Origin of the sequence: Klebsiella sp. CN_Kp075, assembly GCF_040065055.2 — a bacterium.
Classification (GTDB): domain Bacteria; phylum Pseudomonadota; class Gammaproteobacteria; order Enterobacterales; family Enterobacteriaceae; genus Klebsiella; species Klebsiella aerogenes.
Window position 1 is genome coordinate 3,452,853 of the sequence record NZ_CM198050.1, and the last position, 17,500, is coordinate 3,470,352.

General features: G+C 50.3%; 26 protein-coding genes. 2 read left to right on the forward strand and 24 right to left on the reverse strand.

What is annotated here, in order from left to right:
- Positions 1 to 2: 2 nt before the first annotated feature.
- From ABLV78_RS16555 to ABLV78_RS16615, 13 genes are all read right to left on the reverse strand, one after another.
- Positions 3 to 2,024 (reverse strand): ClpP-like prohead protease/major capsid protein fusion protein, encoded by a 2,022-nt coding sequence (locus ABLV78_RS16555; RefSeq protein WP_100126733.1) that lies wholly within the window; start codon positions 2,022 to 2,024, stop codon positions 3 to 5.
- The gene (locus ABLV78_RS16560) at positions 1,975 to 3,477 is read right to left on the reverse strand and encodes a phage portal protein (RefSeq protein WP_143830366.1); all 1,503 of its coding nucleotides are present in this window, start codon (positions 3,475 to 3,477) and stop codon (positions 1,975 to 1,977) included. The genes ABLV78_RS16555 and ABLV78_RS16560 overlap by 50 nt, the downstream gene beginning before the upstream one ends.
- The gene (locus tag ABLV78_RS16565) at positions 3,477 to 3,689 is read right to left on the reverse strand and encodes a DUF6148 family protein (RefSeq protein ID WP_004111762.1); all 213 of its coding nucleotides are present in this window, start codon (positions 3,687 to 3,689) and stop codon (positions 3,477 to 3,479) included. Before ABLV78_RS16565 ends, ABLV78_RS16560 begins: the two co-directional genes overlap by 1 nt.
- Complete coding sequence (locus ABLV78_RS16570) at positions 3,686 to 5,788, reverse strand: phage terminase large subunit family protein (RefSeq protein WP_047077472.1); 2,103 nt, start codon at positions 5,786 to 5,788, stop codon at positions 3,686 to 3,688. The genes ABLV78_RS16565 and ABLV78_RS16570 overlap by 4 nt, the downstream gene beginning before the upstream one ends.
- Complete coding sequence (locus tag ABLV78_RS16575; protein ID WP_032448881.1) at positions 5,788 to 6,276, reverse strand: DUF1441 family protein; 489 nt, start codon at positions 6,274 to 6,276, stop codon at positions 5,788 to 5,790. Before ABLV78_RS16575 ends, ABLV78_RS16570 begins: the two co-directional genes overlap by 1 nt.
- On the reverse strand, positions 6,239 to 6,487 hold the full coding sequence (locus ABLV78_RS16580) for a hypothetical protein (protein WP_155958735.1): 249 nt from the start codon (positions 6,485 to 6,487) through the stop codon (positions 6,239 to 6,241). Before ABLV78_RS16580 ends, ABLV78_RS16575 begins: the two co-directional genes overlap by 38 nt.
- Before the next feature lie 20 nt (positions 6,488 to 6,507).
- Positions 6,508 to 6,927 (reverse strand): hypothetical protein, encoded by a 420-nt coding sequence (locus tag ABLV78_RS16585; RefSeq protein ID WP_316499398.1) that lies wholly within the window; start codon positions 6,925 to 6,927, stop codon positions 6,508 to 6,510.
- The gene (locus ABLV78_RS16590; RefSeq protein ID WP_047043751.1) at positions 6,927 to 7,259 is read right to left on the reverse strand and encodes a hypothetical protein; all 333 of its coding nucleotides are present in this window, start codon (positions 7,257 to 7,259) and stop codon (positions 6,927 to 6,929) included. Before ABLV78_RS16590 ends, ABLV78_RS16585 begins: the two co-directional genes overlap by 1 nt.
- Before the next feature lie 52 nt (positions 7,260 to 7,311).
- Entirely contained in the window at positions 7,312 to 7,824 is a 513-nt protein-coding gene (locus ABLV78_RS16595; protein WP_348865269.1) for a DUF2514 domain-containing protein, read from the reverse strand.
- Positions 7,821 to 8,354, reverse strand: coding sequence for a lysozyme (locus ABLV78_RS16600; protein ID WP_348865270.1), 534 nt, complete (start codon positions 8,352 to 8,354; stop codon positions 7,821 to 7,823). The genes ABLV78_RS16595 and ABLV78_RS16600 overlap by 4 nt, the downstream gene beginning before the upstream one ends.
- 1 nt (position 8,355) lies before the next feature.
- On the reverse strand, positions 8,356 to 8,604 hold the full coding sequence (locus tag ABLV78_RS16605; protein ID WP_348865271.1) for a class II holin family protein: 249 nt from the start codon (positions 8,602 to 8,604) through the stop codon (positions 8,356 to 8,358).
- Between the two features lie 104 nt (positions 8,605 to 8,708).
- Positions 8,709 to 9,116, reverse strand: coding sequence for a type II toxin-antitoxin system HicB family antitoxin (locus tag ABLV78_RS16610; RefSeq protein WP_041165571.1), 408 nt, complete (start codon positions 9,114 to 9,116; stop codon positions 8,709 to 8,711).
- Positions 9,117 to 9,163: 47 nt separating this feature from the next.
- On the reverse strand, positions 9,164 to 9,340 hold the full coding sequence (locus tag ABLV78_RS16615) for a type II toxin-antitoxin system HicA family toxin (RefSeq protein ID WP_012542177.1): 177 nt from the start codon (positions 9,338 to 9,340) through the stop codon (positions 9,164 to 9,166).
- 375 nt (positions 9,341 to 9,715) lie between these two features.
- Here ABLV78_RS16615 and ABLV78_RS16620 point away from each other — a divergent pair, with 375 nt between their 5' ends.
- Positions 9,716 to 10,630 carry a DUF6731 family protein gene (locus tag ABLV78_RS16620; RefSeq protein WP_348865273.1) on the forward strand — a complete coding sequence of 305 codons (915 nt, stop codon included), beginning with the start codon at positions 9,716 to 9,718 and terminating at the stop codon, positions 10,628 to 10,630.
- 14 nt (positions 10,631 to 10,644) lie between these two features.
- A complete protein-coding gene (locus ABLV78_RS16625; RefSeq protein WP_348865274.1) occupies positions 10,645 to 11,124 on the forward strand; it encodes a hypothetical protein in 480 nt (159 codons plus the stop codon).
- Position 11,125: 1 nt separating this feature from the next.
- Here the strand turns inward: ABLV78_RS16625 and ABLV78_RS16630 are convergent, their stop codons facing one another.
- From ABLV78_RS16630 to ABLV78_RS16680, 11 genes are all read right to left on the reverse strand, one after another.
- Positions 11,126 to 11,485: an antiterminator Q family protein gene (locus tag ABLV78_RS16630; protein ID WP_348865275.1), complete on the reverse strand. Its 360-nt coding sequence runs from the start codon at positions 11,483 to 11,485 to the stop codon at positions 11,126 to 11,128.
- Between the two features lie 12 nt (positions 11,486 to 11,497).
- The gene (locus tag ABLV78_RS16635) at positions 11,498 to 12,529 is read right to left on the reverse strand and encodes a DUF968 domain-containing protein (RefSeq protein WP_348865277.1); all 1,032 of its coding nucleotides are present in this window, start codon (positions 12,527 to 12,529) and stop codon (positions 11,498 to 11,500) included.
- Positions 12,529 to 12,732, reverse strand: a complete 204-nt coding sequence (locus tag ABLV78_RS16640) for a hypothetical protein (protein ID WP_348865278.1) — start codon at positions 12,730 to 12,732, stop codon at positions 12,529 to 12,531. Before ABLV78_RS16640 ends, ABLV78_RS16635 begins: the two co-directional genes overlap by 1 nt.
- Entirely contained in the window at positions 12,729 to 13,121 is a 393-nt protein-coding gene (locus tag ABLV78_RS16645; RefSeq protein WP_058649374.1) for a LexA family protein, read from the reverse strand. The genes ABLV78_RS16640 and ABLV78_RS16645 overlap by 4 nt, the downstream gene beginning before the upstream one ends.
- A gap of 342 nt (positions 13,122 to 13,463) precedes the next feature.
- On the reverse strand, positions 13,464 to 13,697 hold the full coding sequence (locus ABLV78_RS16650) for a DinI family protein (protein ID WP_015367395.1): 234 nt from the start codon (positions 13,695 to 13,697) through the stop codon (positions 13,464 to 13,466).
- Between the two features lie 152 nt (positions 13,698 to 13,849).
- Positions 13,850 to 14,179: a S24/S26 family peptidase gene (locus tag ABLV78_RS16655; RefSeq protein WP_348865279.1), complete on the reverse strand. Its 330-nt coding sequence runs from the start codon at positions 14,177 to 14,179 to the stop codon at positions 13,850 to 13,852.
- Between the two features lie 383 nt (positions 14,180 to 14,562).
- The gene (locus ABLV78_RS16660) at positions 14,563 to 15,339 is read right to left on the reverse strand and encodes a hypothetical protein (protein ID WP_348865281.1); all 777 of its coding nucleotides are present in this window, start codon (positions 15,337 to 15,339) and stop codon (positions 14,563 to 14,565) included.
- Positions 15,340 to 15,512: 173 nt separating this feature from the next.
- Entirely contained in the window at positions 15,513 to 15,716 is a 204-nt protein-coding gene (locus tag ABLV78_RS16665) for a hypothetical protein (protein WP_348865282.1), read from the reverse strand.
- A complete protein-coding gene (locus tag ABLV78_RS16670; RefSeq protein ID WP_049052243.1) occupies positions 15,713 to 16,012 on the reverse strand; it encodes a MarR family transcriptional regulator in 300 nt (99 codons plus the stop codon). Before ABLV78_RS16670 ends, ABLV78_RS16665 begins: the two co-directional genes overlap by 4 nt.
- Before the next feature lie 13 nt (positions 16,013 to 16,025).
- Entirely contained in the window at positions 16,026 to 16,571 is a 546-nt protein-coding gene (locus ABLV78_RS16675) for a replication protein P (RefSeq protein WP_225970906.1), read from the reverse strand.
- Positions 16,483 to 17,466 (reverse strand): DnaT-like ssDNA-binding domain-containing protein, encoded by a 984-nt coding sequence (locus ABLV78_RS16680; protein ID WP_348865283.1) that lies wholly within the window; start codon positions 17,464 to 17,466, stop codon positions 16,483 to 16,485. Before ABLV78_RS16680 ends, ABLV78_RS16675 begins: the two co-directional genes overlap by 89 nt.
- Positions 17,467 to 17,500: the final 34 nt, after the last annotated feature.

Sequence of the window (17,500 nt, forward strand, 5' to 3'; positions counted from 1 at the left end):
AATTACTTACCAGAGGATTTCGTCAGACCGCGGAAGTCTAACGGCGCCACGCCTGCATCGATGCGTACCTTCGTAGCAATACCATCGGTATTGAAACCTTCCTGCTGGTCAATGTAAGGCGTATCAACACCATTCAGGTAAGCCACTTCGATGGTATCGGTGCCTTTTGCTGCGGCCAGATACCAGGCGTTCGGATCCTTGTCATCCAGTCGCGGTTCAGAAATAACCTCCGCAAAGTTCTGGATAGGGTTGTTGATCCCTGAGTTAATATCAGCACCCTTAACACTTGCTGATTTAATCGTCTGATTAGCCAGTGTTTCGAGCCCCACCGGCACCAGCATGTAGGCCGGACGAATGTTCAGAGAGCGCTCGCCCTCTTTCTGCAGGCGCATCAGTTTGCGGGCATCATCGATGCTCGAAACAGAAATGGCGCCAGAAGAAAGGTTTTTATGATCGGCATGGAACAGTGGTTTTCCGTCGGACAGTTTCGGGTTATCCAGCAGAATCGCATACACCAAATCACCAATGGTGGCTTTCGCGGCGCGCCCCATTTTCGCCGGGACGTCGGTTAATGCGTTCAGATCATCGTTGATAATCGCCTGGCGGGTGATGGAGAAAATTTCCCCATAGGTAGCCAGTGCGATCGTTTCCCCTTTATCGCCCGTGGTCACATATTTATATTCAGCCCCTTCGCGAACCTTACGCAGGGAGTTAAAACCGCCCATTCCCACGCGGTGAGCCGTTTTAAAATCAGACAGCTGGCCTTTCTTCGTCCACAGATCAAAGGTCTCTGCTGCCTCATCCCAGCCCTGAAGAAGCGCCTTATTCGCTACGTCGAGCAGAATATTGCCAAAATCAGAGGTGCTGTGAGTCAATGCCAGGCCAACCATCTGCATCGGATTGTAACTGGCGACCCCGATACCGCGTTCCGTCAGTGCCATACGCGCATACTCACGTAGCGTCATCCCGTTGTACACGTTATCTCGTTCCTGATTTTCATACCCTGCACGGGCCATCAGCGCCTGACGGATGCCATCGCCAACAAAATTCCCGTTCCCGGCATAAATGTGCGGCTGTTCGCTTTTGTTCGATGGAGTAGCAGCCTTGCCCAGAGCAGCCAACAGAACATCTTTCGCCTGCTCCACAGTGCAATCGGGGTCCGCAATACACTGGTTTTGCAGCTCCTGGTGCTTACCGCCGAACATAGCAAACAGATCATTAATCCCGTTCACACGGTTACGCTGTTCGGCATAAACCTGCGCCCGGATAGCATTCTCATCCACAGCGGCAGGCTGAGGGGCGGTAGGTTGGTGTGCCTGAGGTTGTGGTACAGGCTGCTGCGGTTCGCGCTGGGTGGAATTACGCGGCGGGGTGACCATATTACGAATGCTGTTTGGCATTTTTTCAAATTCCTCAATACGTTTTGAATGAATACAGGCCATTGCCTGAAGGGATGGGATCACCTGGTCAGCAAAACCCATGGCAAGGCATTCAGCGCCATCCAGCCAGGTTTCGTCTTCCAGCATTGCGGCAATCTCATCAGAGGTTTTTCCGGTTTTTGCTGCATAGGCGGGGATTAAGACCGATTCAACTTTATCCAGCAAATCAGCGTAGTCGCGCATGTCGTTGGCATCGCCGCCGGCAAATCCCCATGGCTTATGGATCATCATCATGGTGTTTTCCGGCATGATGACCGGGTTACCCACCATTGCGATGACAGAAGCCATCGAGGCAGCCAGGCCATCGATGTGAACGGTGATCGCGGCACCGTGATGTTTCAGGGCATTAAAAATGGCGATGCCATCAAAGACATCGCCACCAGGCGAATTAATGTGAAGGTTAATGTGGCTGACATCACCCAGCGCTTTAAGATCGTTAACAAACTGTTTGGCTGTTACTCCCCAATAACCAATTTCATCATAGATATAGATATCCGCTTCATTGTTGGCGCTGGACTTCATGCGGAACCATGAATTACTTTTTACGCTGGCTTTCGGACGTTGGTACGCCCGTATCTTTGGCATCGGCACTGGTGCCTCCTCTGTCATTGGCAGGATCAGTATCAAATACCAGCCCCTGCTCACGGTTTTCGTCTATTTCGGCCTTGCGGCGCGCTTTAACATCATCCGGATGGCGCCCACTGGCGCGAACCCAGTCTGACTCCGTCGCCGCGCCACCACGGATCTGAGCCTTCCAGGCATTAGCCTCCTTAACGGGATCAATCCATGGCATCACGGGGCCGGAATACACCGCGGTGTATAAGGACTCAACATCCAGCCCACGCGGTAAGGTGATCTCGCCGCTGGCGACCGCCATTTTCAACCAAGCGCGATACATCGGACGCGTCACGGCACCAATAAACCAGTCCTGCAGAATGAGATAACCGTCTGTCGACTCCACCAGCTCCTGCCGTTGAGCACTATAGGTCCCGTTATAGTTTCTGGCCGTACTGGAAAAACTCAGGCGGCTGCCGGCGGAAACGGCACGCAGCTGGCCGTTGCGGAAGGTTTCAAGATTGGGATTCGGGCGATCGGATTTGACCATGCCGATATCCTCGCCAGGCAGCAGGTCGTCGTAGATAATGCCGGGCTGAATATTCAGCTCACGATCATCATCCTTACCGGCGTTTTCATCCCAGCTTTGCCCATCCCCTTTTTTGATATACATCCCAAGGGCGGCGGCGATACGTGCTGCTGTCAGTTCAGCATCTTCATACTCTTTCAGCGCACTGAGACGCATCAGAACACCCGATAGCAAGGAGGTGCCTCGCGTTTGATGCAGCCGCCTGACAAACTTCAGGTGCAGCATATTTTCTGCATCAATCCGTTTGGTATCCATCTGACGGCCAGACACCGGCAGGCTTTTATAGACCAGATAGCCCTTTGGCCTGCCCCAGTTATCGGTATATACCCCCTGATTTAGCTTGTCCGACTCGCTGCTGGTCTGGGGAACAAAATCAGCTTCCAGCGCTTCCAGCCAGAACGGCACCCCGGCGGTAGGCGTCAGGCCATTGCCTGTGCCGCTGACTATCTGTGCAAAAACCTCCCCGTCGCGCAACCAGCTGCGTAACATCAGGCGCTCCAGCATGGGGCGGGTAAACTGATGGGTCACTTCTGGTCGAATAGACCATTCACCCCATTTCTGACGGATATCTGCCGCAAGCTTTTTAGCGATCTTGCCGTTCTTGAGCTTCGGATGCGGCTCCACAATAATCCCGCTTTTACCAACCACCCGCTCTTCAAGCTTATCGAAAATGCCAATCACTAAATCGTGGTTATTATCCAGCCACCGCGCCTGCTCCCGCAGCGAGGCAGCCCCCATCTGGCTGAGTTGATCAGCCGAACGATTTTCCCGGCGGGCTTTGTGGGTGCGCGTGGGCTTAACGGCCTCATATGCCTGTATCATGGCGCGTGAGCGTAGCCTTGCGGCCTTCCAGCCAGGGGAAATGACACCAATCGCATCATCAAGTAGAGACATTACAACCTCGCCAGTTTGTAGCCAGGCCGTCCCCGGCGCTTATTATTCAGGGAAGAAAGGCGCCGCTCCCATTCCTGTCGTCCTTTGCGGATTTCCGACAGGTTTTCCATGGTCATTTCCTGACCGTTAAATTTAATGGATTTGCCATCCAGTACCGCCATTTCCGCTTCGGCATAGCGCTGGATCATGGCCTCAATATCACTTTTATTCACAACCAGCCTCCTGAGGTGGCCCATGGGTTAGCGTCATCTGTTACGGTTTTTTTGCGTTTGCGCTTTTTGGTCTGGACAGGCGCTGGCGCCGGGGGTGCTTCTTCGCCAGTTTCCTGTGGCACGTTCTCCATCCACGTTTCCCGCCTCGCCCATTCAGGCGCATCAGGCCATTTAATTTTTTCGTATCCGCGAAGGATAACCAGCGCATCAGCGTAAACCAGCAGGTCAAAAGCTTCGTTGGCGCCGCGCCCTGGCTTACTCCATTTGCCATCAGAATCACGCTCCTCATAAGTCAGTTCGTCGTAAAACCAGCTTCCCAGCCACTTCGGGAAATGGATGTAGTTCGGCCCGGGGGTATCGCGCCACAAGGCGTTGTTTACCCGGTCTTTGAGGTCATTGGTTTGCAGCAGATAAAGAGGAACATCCCCGGCGGCTTTCGCCCGGCGCGCTGAACGGCCGGTGTTATCTGGCAGGGATTGGGTGATCAGCTTTTCGCGTCGATGACCATCACCTTTAAACAGGTAAACATTCCGGCCAATTCCCTCCCGACGGCATTTACGCCAGAATCGATAGGCATTATCGGTGACACCATCTTCACCGCCGGAATCGACTGCCATTGCCATCAGGCGCATACACCGGCGGGGATCGGATGCCATTCGCCACGTCTTGTAAAAGACATCAGTCAGCAGCAGATCCCAGTCCTCAGGATAACTGGCAGGGTCGATAGGCAGGCTTTCACCGTTCGCGTCGCACCGGAGTGACTGGCGAATGTTGTAACGGTCCACCAGCCACCGTTCGCCCATGCTTCCGTAGCCAGTAACCTGAACGACAAAACGGCGATTACGTCCCCCCTGCACGTCGACAGTCGCCACCAGGAAACAAACACCATCAGGCACACAACGTTTCGGGACATCCTCAGCCCGCTGTTCGAGCAATTCGCTTTTACGCTGTTCGGTACTGGCGCGCGGAAGATAAGGGCGACCAAAGTCAGTGTTAACGACCGTTTTTAGTGTCTCTTCGCTTTGGGTTTTTTCGTATTCCTGCTCAGCCGCCAGATATTTATAAATTAGCTGTGACCAGGTCTGATAAGCAGCTGCTGGCCCTTCCATCCAGAAAGAAGCAATGCGTGACCGCCGGCCCTCCCCTGTAATGTTTCCTTCCCGATCAATTGACTGCCCGTCACGTAGCCAGACGCTTTTCATGTTCAGCTCGCGCTTCATCGCAGGAAGCACTTTACCTTTGCAGGCCGGGCATTGCAGATAGGCCGCTTCGCTGGCTGTGACCAGGTCCGTCGTGTCACGGTAGCCCGTCATGTTGGCAACTTCAGGCTGAAAATATTCCCCACAATGCGGGCAAGGCCAGTAAAGCCGCCGGCGGTCGCCGCGGTTATACAGCGACAACACGCCCGTCGTGGGAGGTGCTTCATGGGGTGAACTCTGCCGCCATTTCGTATCGAGAATGTCGCGGCCCGGTGAGCTTTCGACCAGGGTCATACCCGAAGACATAAACGTAGTAGTACGTTTGGAGGCAAGCGAGAATCCGTCCCCCTCCCCGTCAATGTCTTCCGGGAAGCGGTCGTAGTCGGTTAGCGCAACAAATTTATAGTCCGACGAGGACATAATATTGACTGAGGGCCAGCCAAGTTTCAGATAGTTACCAGCGCGGAAAGTACGATCGTGAACGTTGTTATCGTTACGACGCGGACTCAATCTGGTTTTTACTTCAGGGCTACATCGGAATGTACGGTCCAGACGTTTTTTCGAGTGTTCACGCGCTTTTTCTTCTGATACCTGAATAACCAGCATATCAGCAGGATCACAAACAATGCTGTATACGATCCATCCATCAATCAGGCCAATCGTCTTACCCGTTCGTGCGGGGCCAACGAATACCACAGCATCGTACTCACGCGATGCCAGGCAGTTCATCGGCTCTATAACATATGGGGCCAGATTAGGATCCCATGGGACCGAGTTACCGGCGCCCATCGGCACACGCATATACTCGGCTACCGCGTCGGCAACCAGCATGCGGCGTGGCGCGCGTAAAATTCCGGAGACATCCCGTCGGATCCCCCTGGCGGATGCCCGCTTTGCCATCAGTCCTCCTCTGGCTCATCCTCCTCTGCTTCGGCTTCCATGACCTTTTGGGCCATCTGGTCGCGCAAATCGTCAATCACACTCTGCACCCGGGCAACCGCTGCAGGGGAAAGCGCGCAATCTCGCTCGAGTACATCGGGAAGCGTTTCGAGCACCATCACAACGGCTTTAGCCATGACTGAAAACTCTCTGGCCACTTCATCTGCCGGTATAAGCTGCCCCGTATCCTGCTCAAACTTGATCCGCTCGTTCTCCGCCTTCCAGTGCGCCAGCCTGTCCGCCGGTGGCATATCCTCCAGACTGGTTGCAACTGTGGGGATCATTAATTCAGCCAGAACGTCGGTCACTAAAAACAGTTTTAATTTGCTGTTGCTGCCCGGTGCTGGTTCGACATTTTTCAGCCTGGCGGCCACCGTCTGGCGGTGGACATTGGTTATGCCCGCCAGCTGATTAATATTCAGCTTCAGAGAAGCGATTTCCTGATCCATGATGGTGAACACTTTTTAACCGTTTCGACATCATTGCAAAACAGGCATCAATAAAATCAAAAACCTGCGCAAATGATGATGATGACCATGGATCCAGAAAACTAGCCGATTCCCGCGAGCGCGCCGCCCCGTGGAAGGCCACCCCGCCGGGAGGACCCATGCAATAATGATTGTCATTTGCAATAGCTGACCAATCATCGAGGCCGCTCACTGAACGACCTCTGTGAATGTTCAGCCTTCGGACGCGCCACCGTCGGCCTGCAGCACATCCTCAGGGATGCGCGCCACAAGGGGTTCATTCTCGAAGACCTTCAGCCCATTGAAGCCGAGGAACGTTGAGGACTGGCTGATATTGCCAGCAATGAAGTCGCCAACATCGACCAGTAACCCGGTCACGACCGCCTCAGTGTTCTGGCGCCAGTAGCTCTCCAGAGCAACCAGCAGCGGATCAGAGCCATTGGAGACCATCTGCTCGCCGACGGAATAAGCCTTCTTACCAGCCTTATCAGTGATGCACTGCAGCTTGTTGCTCTGCATGGCCACCATGTCGGAATTGTTCACCTGAACGGTCAATGTCGCGACTTTTTCGCCTTCGTCATTCGTGCTGGAAGCATAGAAAAGCGAAAGGGTCAGATCATTACGATTAAACATTACTGGCTCCGGTTGCGGTTACGGTTGCGATGACGGGGACGGCGCGCCGGTCGTGGCGAAGTATCACCTGGCGGCAAGAGCTCACCTTCTTTTGCAGGCTGCACTTCTTCTACAGCAGCTGGTGGCTGTTCTGGCTCTGCCGGTTGTGGTTGCGCTGGTGCTGCCGGTACGAATGGTGCACCACCAGCTTCAATCTCAATCTTGAGGTGCGGGAAAATCTTAGCGGTATGGTCAAAATGGATAGCAGAGACAGGCAGATGCACGTAAGACACACCGTCACGCTCCAGCGCCACCAGCGCGCCATTAACGTATTCAATCTTGATATTTTGCATCGTGTACCTTCACAAATAACAAAGCCCCGATAACTCGAGGCTGATTCACTGTTTAACCCTTATCGGGGACAGACGTTCTCACCGATTCGTAAATCCGCTCGCAGGTCATCCCTGCTGTGTAGCGTTCGTCAGCGATTGCAGCATATCGTCGAGCCTCTTCTGCAAGGTCTCCAAGCATGTCGGCGAGCATTCCGGCGGTGGCGCCGGTTGTTTTGCTTCTGACGGTAGCGGCGAGACTCGCGGTGTGCTTTGCGGCGTCCAGGCGGGTGGCAAGGTGTTTTGCCTGCTGGCGCAGCTGGTTAACAGTGCCAGAGAGATTAGCGGCAGCAGCGCGCGCTGCAGCGGTTTGGGCTTGAGCATCTTGTACGGCCTCATCGCGGGCGATCAAGCGCCCCTGTTCAATCATCCGGGCGGCGGTTTGCGCGTTAACTTCCTGAGCCGATTCGGCGCTATCACGTTCAGCCCACCGCTTTTCCCATGCCCGATCGCTCCAGGCTAAACCAGCAACAAAGGCACCAGCAATAATCACCGCGGCGATAGCTGGCTTTAAGTAAGTTGCATTCACTGGTCAATCCCCCAGCACGTCAGCGCACTTTCCTGATCCCGGCGAGTTACCTGCCCGTAGCAGTTATTAGAGCGTATGCGGCAATCCTTCCCACCGTCCTTAATCCACCAGCGAATCGTTTCACATGCGCCTTTACGGTCGCCGGCGTTGATGCGCTGGTAGAACGTAGACGGGAAGCATTTACCGGGGCCGATGTTGTACGGACAGAATGAAGCAATGCCGACTTTCTGCGGAGGCGTCAATGGTACGCGGATATTCCGATCAACCCACGCCAGCGCCTTATCACGTTCGATAGCATTCACCTCATCGCATTTGGCCTGGGTCAACTTCATTCCCTGCGTGACGGGTTTACCATCAATTCGCGTGGCGCCTCGGCAAATAGTCCAGATCCCCTGGCTACCATCGCGATAAGCGGTAAGGCTGTTACCTTCTTTCTCATCCAGGAACTGATCCATCAAAGTTGGGGCGGATGCACCAGCCGCTATTAATCCCAGCATGGCTGCGCTGAGTTTCGTTTTCAGGTTGGCCATATCAGTGATCCTGTGGTGGTGGCGTTATATAGCCTCGTGCCAGAGCCTTTTCATATGCTCTGGTTTGGCGCCGCTTAAAATAAAAGTTCACGAAGAAAGTCAGTAAGCCGATCACGAAGCCGCCGACGACCGCAATCAAATTCCAGTCGAGCTCATGTACCCATCTGGCAATGCCGCCCCAGCAGATGAGGCCGCCCGAAGTGCAATACCCTACTGCAGAGGCAATTTTGTCAGGCATGGTTCTGTTCATCCGACACCTCCTGTTGAGGTGCTATACGTGTAAGAAAGAATGAATATCGAAGGCAATAAAAAAGGCCGCCAACGCGGCGACCTTTTGGTTAGGGGAGATGGTGATTAACGAACGACAATTTCCATATGCTGTCCCAGCGCTGCCAGCGCTTTTTGAATCGTATCAATTTTGGTGCTGTGACCAAGCGACACGATGCGCTGTACTTCCTGCGGACGCGTATTAATCATGCGGGCAAGTTCAGCATTGCTGGTGTTGGTGCTTACCAGACGATTTAGCAGCAATACCTTCGCCGCTACGCTGGACGGAACCTCAACAAATGCCTCACCGTCAGCTGATGGCGCGGGAATCTCCCGGCGATCGTCGAAGTAGAAATCAAACGCCGTTACCAGGGCATCTTGCGCCATTTCTAACGCTTCCTCCCTGGTCTCTCCGCCCGTCATTGCCTCTGGGATATCCGGAAAGAATACCGCCCAGCCGGTTTCATCATGTTCAAAAATTACCGGGTATCGCATATCGATTAAGTGAATCTCCGCGAGTACCAGCCCCGAAGGGCTGGATTTTATTTGATGCCAAGTTGCTTCAGAATTGCCTTCCTCAGCGGTTCCGGTATTTCCTTCCCCGGATGTCTCGGCATTACCGTTTGCTTGCCGTTGAGGTAGATTTTCAGGTGGTTAGTACCATCTTTAAACTCTGCCCCTTGAGCTGCAAGCCAACGCCTCAACTCGCTTTGCTTCACTTCCTCCTCCTGTCTGTTTAACTTGAGATAAGTATAAACATTTTTGTTTATGCCATCAAGCAAAAAATAAACATTTTTGTTTATAAAAATGACAGGGGGAGCTCTTGCCCAAGATCTCTACGCCACAGTGAGGCGATGCAAATCAATTATGCGATATACGACGATATGACTGGGATACTGATGCAATGCATCTCGCAAATACCCCTGTCGTATCGCCGGAAAGCAAAAACCCCGCCAGTCGACAGGGTTTCGATGATGTAAGCTGTATGTCGAAGTGACCACTCTTAACAGATTACGATACTTTTTGCGTACGCGTTAGTTTTTTAGTTATCTTATGCTGATTGAATCAGTAGCTTGATATGGGGATTTCTAATAATGCCAAGTAAACGTTTTTTCTTTGATTTTTATCAATGTAACACAATCAGCACCGATGCTCATGCCGCAATACAATCCCCTGAGGATGTATTTAATAATTTATTCGATGAGTACAATGAGGCACCTCAAAGAACAGTGAGAAAAGTTGGTACCAAACTAGTAGAAATTCGGTTTATGGAAAGAACCGCATATGGTTATAGGGGGGTTATCGGGAAGCATCGCTCAAATGACCTTCCTCATGTCGCTGTCGCAGGTGGTCAAGAGAGAGAGATTTTACTAGCGGCGAATGAGAACTTACTGGAAAAAGCGTACTTTCATTTTTACATCCAAGACTCAGTTCTCATCATTCAACGCAATCGTTTCTGTTATAGTTGGTTGTTGTTAAGCAAATATCTCTCAGACGGTACACAAAATACTACTGTTAACCCAATTATTCAGGCAAATAGCCTAGAATGGTTACTTCGCAACCAAGTCCATATCAAAACTCTAGAGATTGGGATAGCACGCCCAACAAATGCACAACTCTTTGAAAATGTTGAACATGATTTTAACAACGCATTGATTGCGACATTAAACGGAACGAATTCCGCTAAAGTAAATCTTACACTAAGAGGTGATGGTCGTTCCGATGATCCTGAAAATAGGTATCTGGGTTCTCGATTGAAAAGAGCGTTAACAGAAACGCTCGAGACCTTTGAAGTTGAAAAGTTAAAGCTTGAAACACAAGACATCGAGACTGGCGTGCAACACCCTATTGATCTTGTCGCAGATAAGTTAGTTTACTACACCGATGTAGAACTAGGAGGCCGTTATCCTCTTGCCGCGAACATTTGGGATGCATTAACTCAAGCAAAAGATAGTAAAAATGACGAATTAGCAGCATACTTTGGAGTAGGTGGGCAAAGGGTTGAGTAAACAGGAGCGATGGTATGAGAAAGGAGAATGTTAAAAAGCTGGCTAACTATGCTTATATTTTAGCCTCCGCTACCTTTTGTATCATCGCTTTGCCACTTTCAGTGAGGTTGACTTTTGCCCAGATTCAACCTATTGCATCTGCAATTTCTACATTCGCCGGAATATTATTTGGTTTCGTGTTGGGTTCAATAACCTTGATGGCCTCCGCTAAAGATAACACACTTATTAAAAACATTGGAAAGACAGGATATTTAAGAAAGTTTACTGACGAAATGCACTCGACTATGGGGTGGTTGCTTTCAGTTTGCATTATATTCATCATTTTATTGTTTTTCCCTGACACATTAAAATTTAAAATACCCTACATAACAAAAGATGTGGAGTACACGTATGCCCAGGTGTTGCTTCAACTGGGCATATTTGTCTTACTCATCACCTTTAAAAAATTTTACATCACATGGCTACGTCTCAAGGAAATAACGAAACTCATGTGATTTAAAAATGTATAGTGTCTTTGATCATATACATAAGGCCATCAATAAACCCCATAGCAGTCTGCAACTCCTTCCTAATGGTTCCGTCTGAACACTTCCGTTTCTTCGCAATTGTTCTCAATGAAATACCAATCACAAAGTGAGCAATAATCAACTCATGCTCTTCAGGCTTGTACTTTCGTAAACGAGCCACACAACCATCGATCATAATCCCTTCATCGTCGTCGCATTGAAGCCGAGATTTCTTTCCGTGAGGCAGCAGACCTTTAAACCCAGCAGCAATTGGTTGCCAGTCCACACCACTATTGTCGGATGCCGCCCATGCTCCCCAACGGTCCATTACTTCGTACATATCTCTCATTTTTAAAGTTCCTCAGGATAGAACGCCGAGTGCATAGGCCCGGTCCAGCAATTTAATAATCAATTCCGGCTGACTGCCGTACTCACGCTCGAAAGCAACTGGATCGTGATGAAGCGTCCGGTGATGCTTGCGGCAAAGAGGGATCGTAAAAATATCGTGTGCCTTGGTACCAACGCCGCCCTGCCCCCATCCGATAAGATGATGCGCATCGTCTGCCGACTGACCGCAGCACATACATGGCTGAGTTTTTACCCAGGAAATAAAACCATCTGACACCCAGCGGATCCGCTTAGGTCTGGTGAATAAAGTGGCTGGTGCAACGGGATCAACAACCACTGGCACCTCTGGTTTTACCGGGACTGGTGGTTCAGGATGCCCGGCAACCTTAGCAACAAGCGGGGAAAGAATGCTGGTGGTTGGCACCGATGGGACGATTTCGCTTTCTTTGTAGACTGACTGGAAAACCTCTTCTTTAAGCCGTAGGGAACGGCGCGCCATCTCTTCTGTGATTTCGTCCCCTATTCCAACCCTGACAGCCCACCAGCACAATTCAGCAAGTGACAGGGAGCGTTCAGGGTCAAATCCCAGTGCGATACGGGCAGCATCGATTATCAGATCTGCGTTATTGATACCTACCAGCCTATCAAGGGTTTGATCGGTCTGGTACTTCAGCTCGTTATCACAATGCCAGCATGCGACGATTGCCCCGGTTGAATGCCGGAACGTTACCAGCTCTGAATGGTGATAATCAGAATGTGGCCACTGGCAATGCTTGACCCTCTGAAGCAACCAGGATTCGAGACCACTCACCCCACCAGCAGCCCTCACCACTCGCTCTTTCATAAAGAATGGGCGAATGTCGGGATCATCTCGTAAGGGTTGCCCGGCGTCAGGAAGGCGCCCGCTTGGGAGAGTTTTCATTTTTTCTGGCAGAGTCTCCACCAGCACGCGCCCACCGCTGAATAATGACATCAACTCTCTACCGGGTTTAAGCAACACAATTCCCAGGTGGCGGGCAACATCGACATTTAGTAATGCGCGCATCAGTCCCTCCACATTTTTTGTGTGTAGGTTCTGTTACCGCGCGGTGATTTCCTGGATTTCGGCAACAGCACACGGAGTTCCCAGGAGATAAAGTCGCTCGACAGGCTTTTCTCAACCGGACAATTCTTTTTCCGGTAGCGTTCCGCCAGTTCCAGAGCCTGAGACTCTGAAAGTTGTTCATGGAGAAACCAGCTTTTCTTCATGGGCGGGCCTCGTACACTCGCAGGAACTCCAGCGCCCGATCACGCGCCCCAGGTGCGTCAGCGATCATTTCCTGCAGCAGCTGCACGGCAAGTAATGGTTCCTTTCTTCCGACGACAGAAATCCCACGGGAAACACCGCGAGATAGTTTTATGAAGTTTTTTTTATGTAACGCACGAAGGTGCAAAGCGACAGCATTCGGTGAGCTAACGCCGAGAAGCCCGGCCAGTTCCTGAACGGTCGGCGGGTAGCCATGCTGATTGATATATGCCACCAGCAGATCAAAAACTTCCTGCTGTCGTGGTGTCAGGTTGTGGAATGAAGAAAGACCGGCACCATCAACATGATCGCCAGCCTGTTCCGCATCAGATATTAATTTTGTTTGCGCCATGGTTTCTCTCCGTGACGCAGCAGGTATAGGTTGTTCAGGCCTATGACGGGAGTGTAACAGAGTCCGGTGGAATCTGGTAACCCCCTCCGGCCTTTGCTCTTTCAATCATCTGCGAAAACAGCGAGAGAGTCCCCACGATCTCATCGGGCTGCAGAGGCATAAACGAAACAGTATCACCGCGACGGTACATTAAAGCGCGCTCACATACGGGAAAAGAGGTGAGACGGGCAACAATTACCCCGTCATCGCATCTGATTACTACATAGCCGGTGTTCGGCATTTGTTGTTTTTTAGCCACAGCAAAATCCTCAAAATAAACCAGGTCAGCCACTGGACCTCTACTCAATAGAACCAGTCGTCAGCACTTTCCCAGGTATCCTGAAGGATTTGCTCCACCCGTTTTTTGTCCCCATCCATCCCACCAAACACACTCAGACCATCAGTACCGGTTCGGCGAATGATCAAACTGCAGTTGTTAAAGTTTTGGTCAAGCCTCCGCAGCAGCTCTTTCTCTAATGCCGGGACAGCGCCCTCTGGTAGCTTTTTGCGACGATCAATTGTGATTTCCACTTTCATAATTAGCTCCTTACGCAAATACTGTATAAATAAACAGTATACTTGTTAGATGAAATGTTCAAGCCCTTGATGTCACTTTTTGCTAATCACATGCTCATGTTTAACTTGAAGTTTTCCCCAAAAAAAACAAAACCCGCCGTAGCGGGTCGGGGTTAAATCACAGGGTTCGGGTCTTCCTCAACGTAATTTGCCCGGTTTATCAGGAAAGTTAAAACACCCTTCACGTCCACATCGTCCAGGGCGTCACCCTCTATCGCTTCACCATCTGAAGTAATGAGTGCGCGACCGCGAACAATGCCAAACTGAATTATCCCGCAGAAAGAAATCAGTACGTGATCTCCCTGCTTAGGGCGGCGGGAAACATCAACAACGGCGAAACCCGCGCTCGTCTCTAACACGCGGCAATTTGCGCCAATCTGACACAGTCTGTTTATAGTAAGTGTTTGTTCTGCGTAGTCTTTAGCTGGTGATGGGAAGCCCATAGTAAAAAACCTCACACGAAATACTGTATATATATACAGTATTATCATGTGAGGTTTTAGTCAACTAAGCCGCAACTCGTTTTTGGCACATTTCAGGTAAGCTTGCCATCACAAGAGCATCAGCGAATGGAGTCGGCATAGCGTTACCACAGCACGCCTCTTGCATGTCATTATCCAGCAACAGAATCCATCTCTTCTCATTGAAGCGTTTGACATCAGCTATATCTGACTGAGGTCAAAGACCTTTATACTGGAATATCGACACTTTGTATTTCTCAGTTGGACTCATCACTTCTTTAAACATCCCAGGCTAGTGCAAGGAGATTATAACTCACTAGAGGAAGGCCACGCAGGTCGACATAGACAACTTGCGCCTGTCCAATTTATTTCTTTCCTATTTTAGCATTCATCGATGCCTTGCTTAAAACTAGCTCAGTTTGGAGATTATCATGCACTTTGTACAGAGCATAATTGTCAAAATAATCATGATAGCCTTGTGAAACCAAAAAAGACTCAAAAAAATCTTTCGACACATCCGAAAGCATATTAAAATTAAAAGGTGAATTTTCTGGGATAAATCCAAACTTATCAATGATCACATCCTCAGACTTCCCACCGACATAATAAGAAAAAATGAATGACATTCTGTTTGTAAGAACAATATCATTAAAAGTAACAGTATTCTTAGATAATTGCCCCTCTAATGTCTTAATTGTTACTGGGCTTTCCACTTCACATACGACGACCTCACCAGAAATAGTCACAATAGAAAAGGAGAATGATTCTAAAATATCGAACCTGACCGGCCCATCCCTATCATAAATGGAACTATATTTAGGCACATCAATTAGCTTAGTATCGTAACCTTTCAAAACCAATGGCTCAGTAAATTTTACCAATTCAAAAGAACCTTTCTCTCTGACGCCAAGAATTATAGATGATATTGCAATTGAATTATCCCTCTTGTTAGAGACAACCAAGTTCGCAATATGTGAATCATATAAACAACTAGCACCAACACCATATGAAACGCAAATTTTCTTAGTTACTTTTTGATATCCAAAATAAATAGTAAACCCAGTAGCAATTACAGTCAAAAGCTTAATATCAAAAATAGAATATAACCACATGAGATCATCTATAACTTTCTGATTTATCATTTTACATCCGTTTTTCGACATAACATTGCCCCCCTCATTATGAGGGAGGTATCAATTAAGCTGCAATATTTTTTGACTGGCACATTTCTGGAAGATTAGCCCTCACCAAAGCCTCGGCGAACGGAGGCGGCACAGCGTTGCCGCAGCGCGCAACTTGCTTATCCTTCGCATACTTACGCTTTCTCACTCATTACGCCGACCGGGCGAAAAGATTCCTCTTCGCGCTCGAGTTCGCCGATGCGCTGCTGCGCCTTCTCCAGAGCCTCTCCCAGAGCGTCTAGGTCTTCGAGCTTTACGAACAGAACGTCGTGGCCGAACTCTTTTGCATGGGCTGAGCGGCGCTTGAGGCTGGCTAATAACCGGGTAATATCAGTCATGCTGCGAACTCCCTACCTTTCGAACGTTGTGCCTGCAGCAGTTGTTCGAACCTCATTCTGATCGGGTTACCGCAACCAAACGGCATATCGTTTACTCTCCACATTGGGGAACCGTTTTTAGTGCCCGTCTGGACAATCCGTCCGGTACCCGCCAGTTGTCTAACCTGCCCACTGACAGAGCTGCCACTACGCCCCATTGCTCTAGCTATTTCGCCGGACGTCATATCCGGATTAGCCCTGAGGAATTCAAAGGCGGTTATTTCATTGCGATATTTGGATTTGATTTTTTTGGTCATGGTCAAAACTCGTTTACCTGGTTAAACCTGCCGCTTTGCGGCGTTTGTACTCTTCCATCAGAAGCTGTGCTGGTGTTGGCCCTGCCGGATGTCGCGGCGCTTCAAGCTGTCGGCGAATCGGTGGGATCGAGAATCCATTAGCCAGATGCTTCGTCCACTTCGTGAGTAATTTTTCTGCCAGTTTTTTTAGTTCCCCCTCTGTGAGGTTTCGCTCAACTCCAGTTCTGCGCATCTCAACGCAGATGTGATACAGCACGTCCTGTTTCCAGGGGTATCTGTCGCTACCCGAATAGCGATAAGACTCATTGCGCCAGCGCTTGTATTCAGCCATCACAGCTTCGGATGTCAGGTTGAATGGGTTGGCTCCACTCGCCGAAACCAGCGCTACGAATTCAGCCAGATCCGGTGGCCATGTGTTACCCGCGGCGCAGCGCTCCATGCACTGACGGCAGACCAGGGTAATCTGGGCATCACTCATCGATCCAATCTGGGCAATCCACATATCCGATGGCGCCGCCCCGTTCTTCTGGGTCCACCGGTTCGAGAATATCTCTCCCATGACCGTCCATAGCCGCCATGCCGTATCCGCCGCCAGCAAGTCCGCGTTGCTTCTCCCAGAGCTCTCTGGCTTCCTGAATTTGCTGGACTGCCCGGGATGCGGTGTTAACTGATTGAATTCTTGCATTGCCGTTACCTCCGGTTGCTGGGTGTGGTTTGGATTTGGCTCTGGCATTTATCACGCTGCGGGCAAATTTCTGCTCCCACTGAACCTGAGTGAACACTTTCCCCTCGGATTTCCAGTACGCGGTGAACTCTGCCAGCTCTGTCGGCAGGTATGCCGGTTCGGGAAGCGCTATTCCCCAGGTAGCAGCCAGTCTCGGCCAGTCCTGTGATGGCAGCCAAAGGTCGTGCATAGTGAATTTCCCGATCGGAATATCCAGACCTTGCAAATACTGAGGTTCCTGAAAAACATTTCCCTTGTGCGCGTAGAGAGTGGGGTTTGATCCTTTTCCCTTCCCTTCCATTCCTTTTCCGTCAGTGAGTCCTCCATGAGGATTCACTGAGTCCTCATGGAGGACTCCTTGATTAGGCGCTCTCTTTTCTTCCTTTCCAGCCTTAGCCTCAGTGAATTCTGCCGGAAGAGGTATTTTTGAGGCCGAAGGCCTGTTTATTTTTTGATGCTTAAGGAAACCTTTAATCTGCAAATAGCAGACATCATTCACTGAATACTCAGTGAGTAATCCATGAGTAATCAGTTCCTGTATTAGTGGTTCGCAATCGAGCGCGTCCGCAGGGAAGATTTGCATCTTCAACCGTTTTGGCGAACGCTCAAGGCATCCCATGTCGTTGGCGAAGTTGAACAACCCGATAAACAGGAGACGCGCTGGAATTGAACATTCCACCACCTTCTCATCTGTCCAGAATTCAGGTTTAACTGTTCTGATGCGGGCCATCTGAAACCTCTTATTAACCAGCTGGTGCTGGTGG

Coding starts and splice junctions, on each gene's coding strand:
- ABLV78_RS16640 (WP_348865278.1), bottom strand. CDS start 12,732: ATGAAGAAAAGCTGGTTTCTCCATGAACAACTTTCAGAGTCTCAGGCT.
- ABLV78_RS16575 (WP_032448881.1), bottom strand. CDS start 6,276: ATGGATCAGGAAATCGCTTCTCTGAAGCTGAATATTAATCAGCTGGCG.
- ABLV78_RS16675 (WP_225970906.1), bottom strand. CDS start 16,571: ATGGGAGAGATATTCTCGAACCGGTGGACCCAGAAGAACGGGGCGGCG.
- ABLV78_RS16645 (WP_058649374.1), bottom strand. CDS start 13,121: ATGGCGCAAACAAAATTAATATCTGATGCGGAACAGGCTGGCGATCAT.
- ABLV78_RS16605 (WP_348865271.1), bottom strand. CDS start 8,604: ATGAACAGAACCATGCCTGACAAAATTGCCTCTGCAGTAGGGTATTGC.
- ABLV78_RS16555 (WP_100126733.1), bottom strand. CDS start 2,024: ATGCCAAAGATACGGGCGTACCAACGTCCGAAAGCCAGCGTAAAAAGT.
- ABLV78_RS16680 (WP_348865283.1), bottom strand. CDS start 17,466: ATGGCCCGCATCAGAACAGTTAAACCTGAATTCTGGACAGATGAGAAG.
- ABLV78_RS16585 (WP_316499398.1), bottom strand. CDS start 6,927: ATGTTTAATCGTAATGATCTGACCCTTTCGCTTTTCTATGCTTCCAGC.
- ABLV78_RS16600 (WP_348865270.1), bottom strand. CDS start 8,354: ATGGCCAACCTGAAAACGAAACTCAGCGCAGCCATGCTGGGATTAATA.
- ABLV78_RS16655 (WP_348865279.1), bottom strand. CDS start 14,179: ATGGGCTTCCCATCACCAGCTAAAGACTACGCAGAACAAACACTTACT.
- ABLV78_RS16625 (WP_348865274.1), top strand. CDS start 10,645: ATGAGAAAGGAGAATGTTAAAAAGCTGGCTAACTATGCTTATATTTTA.
- ABLV78_RS16650 (WP_015367395.1), bottom strand. CDS start 13,697: ATGAAAGTGGAAATCACAATTGATCGTCGCAAAAAGCTACCAGAGGGC.
- ABLV78_RS16635 (WP_348865277.1), bottom strand. CDS start 12,529: ATGCGCGCATTACTAAATGTCGATGTTGCCCGCCACCTGGGAATTGTG.
- ABLV78_RS16660 (WP_348865281.1), bottom strand. CDS start 15,339: ATGATAAATCAGAAAGTTATAGATGATCTCATGTGGTTATATTCTATT.
- ABLV78_RS16570 (WP_047077472.1), bottom strand. CDS start 5,788: ATGGCAAAGCGGGCATCCGCCAGGGGGATCCGACGGGATGTCTCCGGA.
- ABLV78_RS16560 (WP_143830366.1), bottom strand. CDS start 3,477: ATGTCTCTACTTGATGATGCGATTGGTGTCATTTCCCCTGGCTGGAAG.
- ABLV78_RS16630 (WP_348865275.1), bottom strand. CDS start 11,485: ATGAGAGATATGTACGAAGTAATGGACCGTTGGGGAGCATGGGCGGCA.
- ABLV78_RS16610 (WP_041165571.1), bottom strand. CDS start 9,116: ATGCGATACCCGGTAATTTTTGAACATGATGAAACCGGCTGGGCGGTA.
- ABLV78_RS16590 (WP_047043751.1), bottom strand. CDS start 7,259: ATGCAAAATATCAAGATTGAATACGTTAATGGCGCGCTGGTGGCGCTG.
- ABLV78_RS16665 (WP_348865282.1), bottom strand. CDS start 15,716: ATGACTGATATTACCCGGTTATTAGCCAGCCTCAAGCGCCGCTCAGCC.
- ABLV78_RS16670 (WP_049052243.1), bottom strand. CDS start 16,012: ATGACCAAAAAAATCAAATCCAAATATCGCAATGAAATAACCGCCTTT.
- ABLV78_RS16620 (WP_348865273.1), top strand. CDS start 9,716: ATGCCAAGTAAACGTTTTTTCTTTGATTTTTATCAATGTAACACAATC.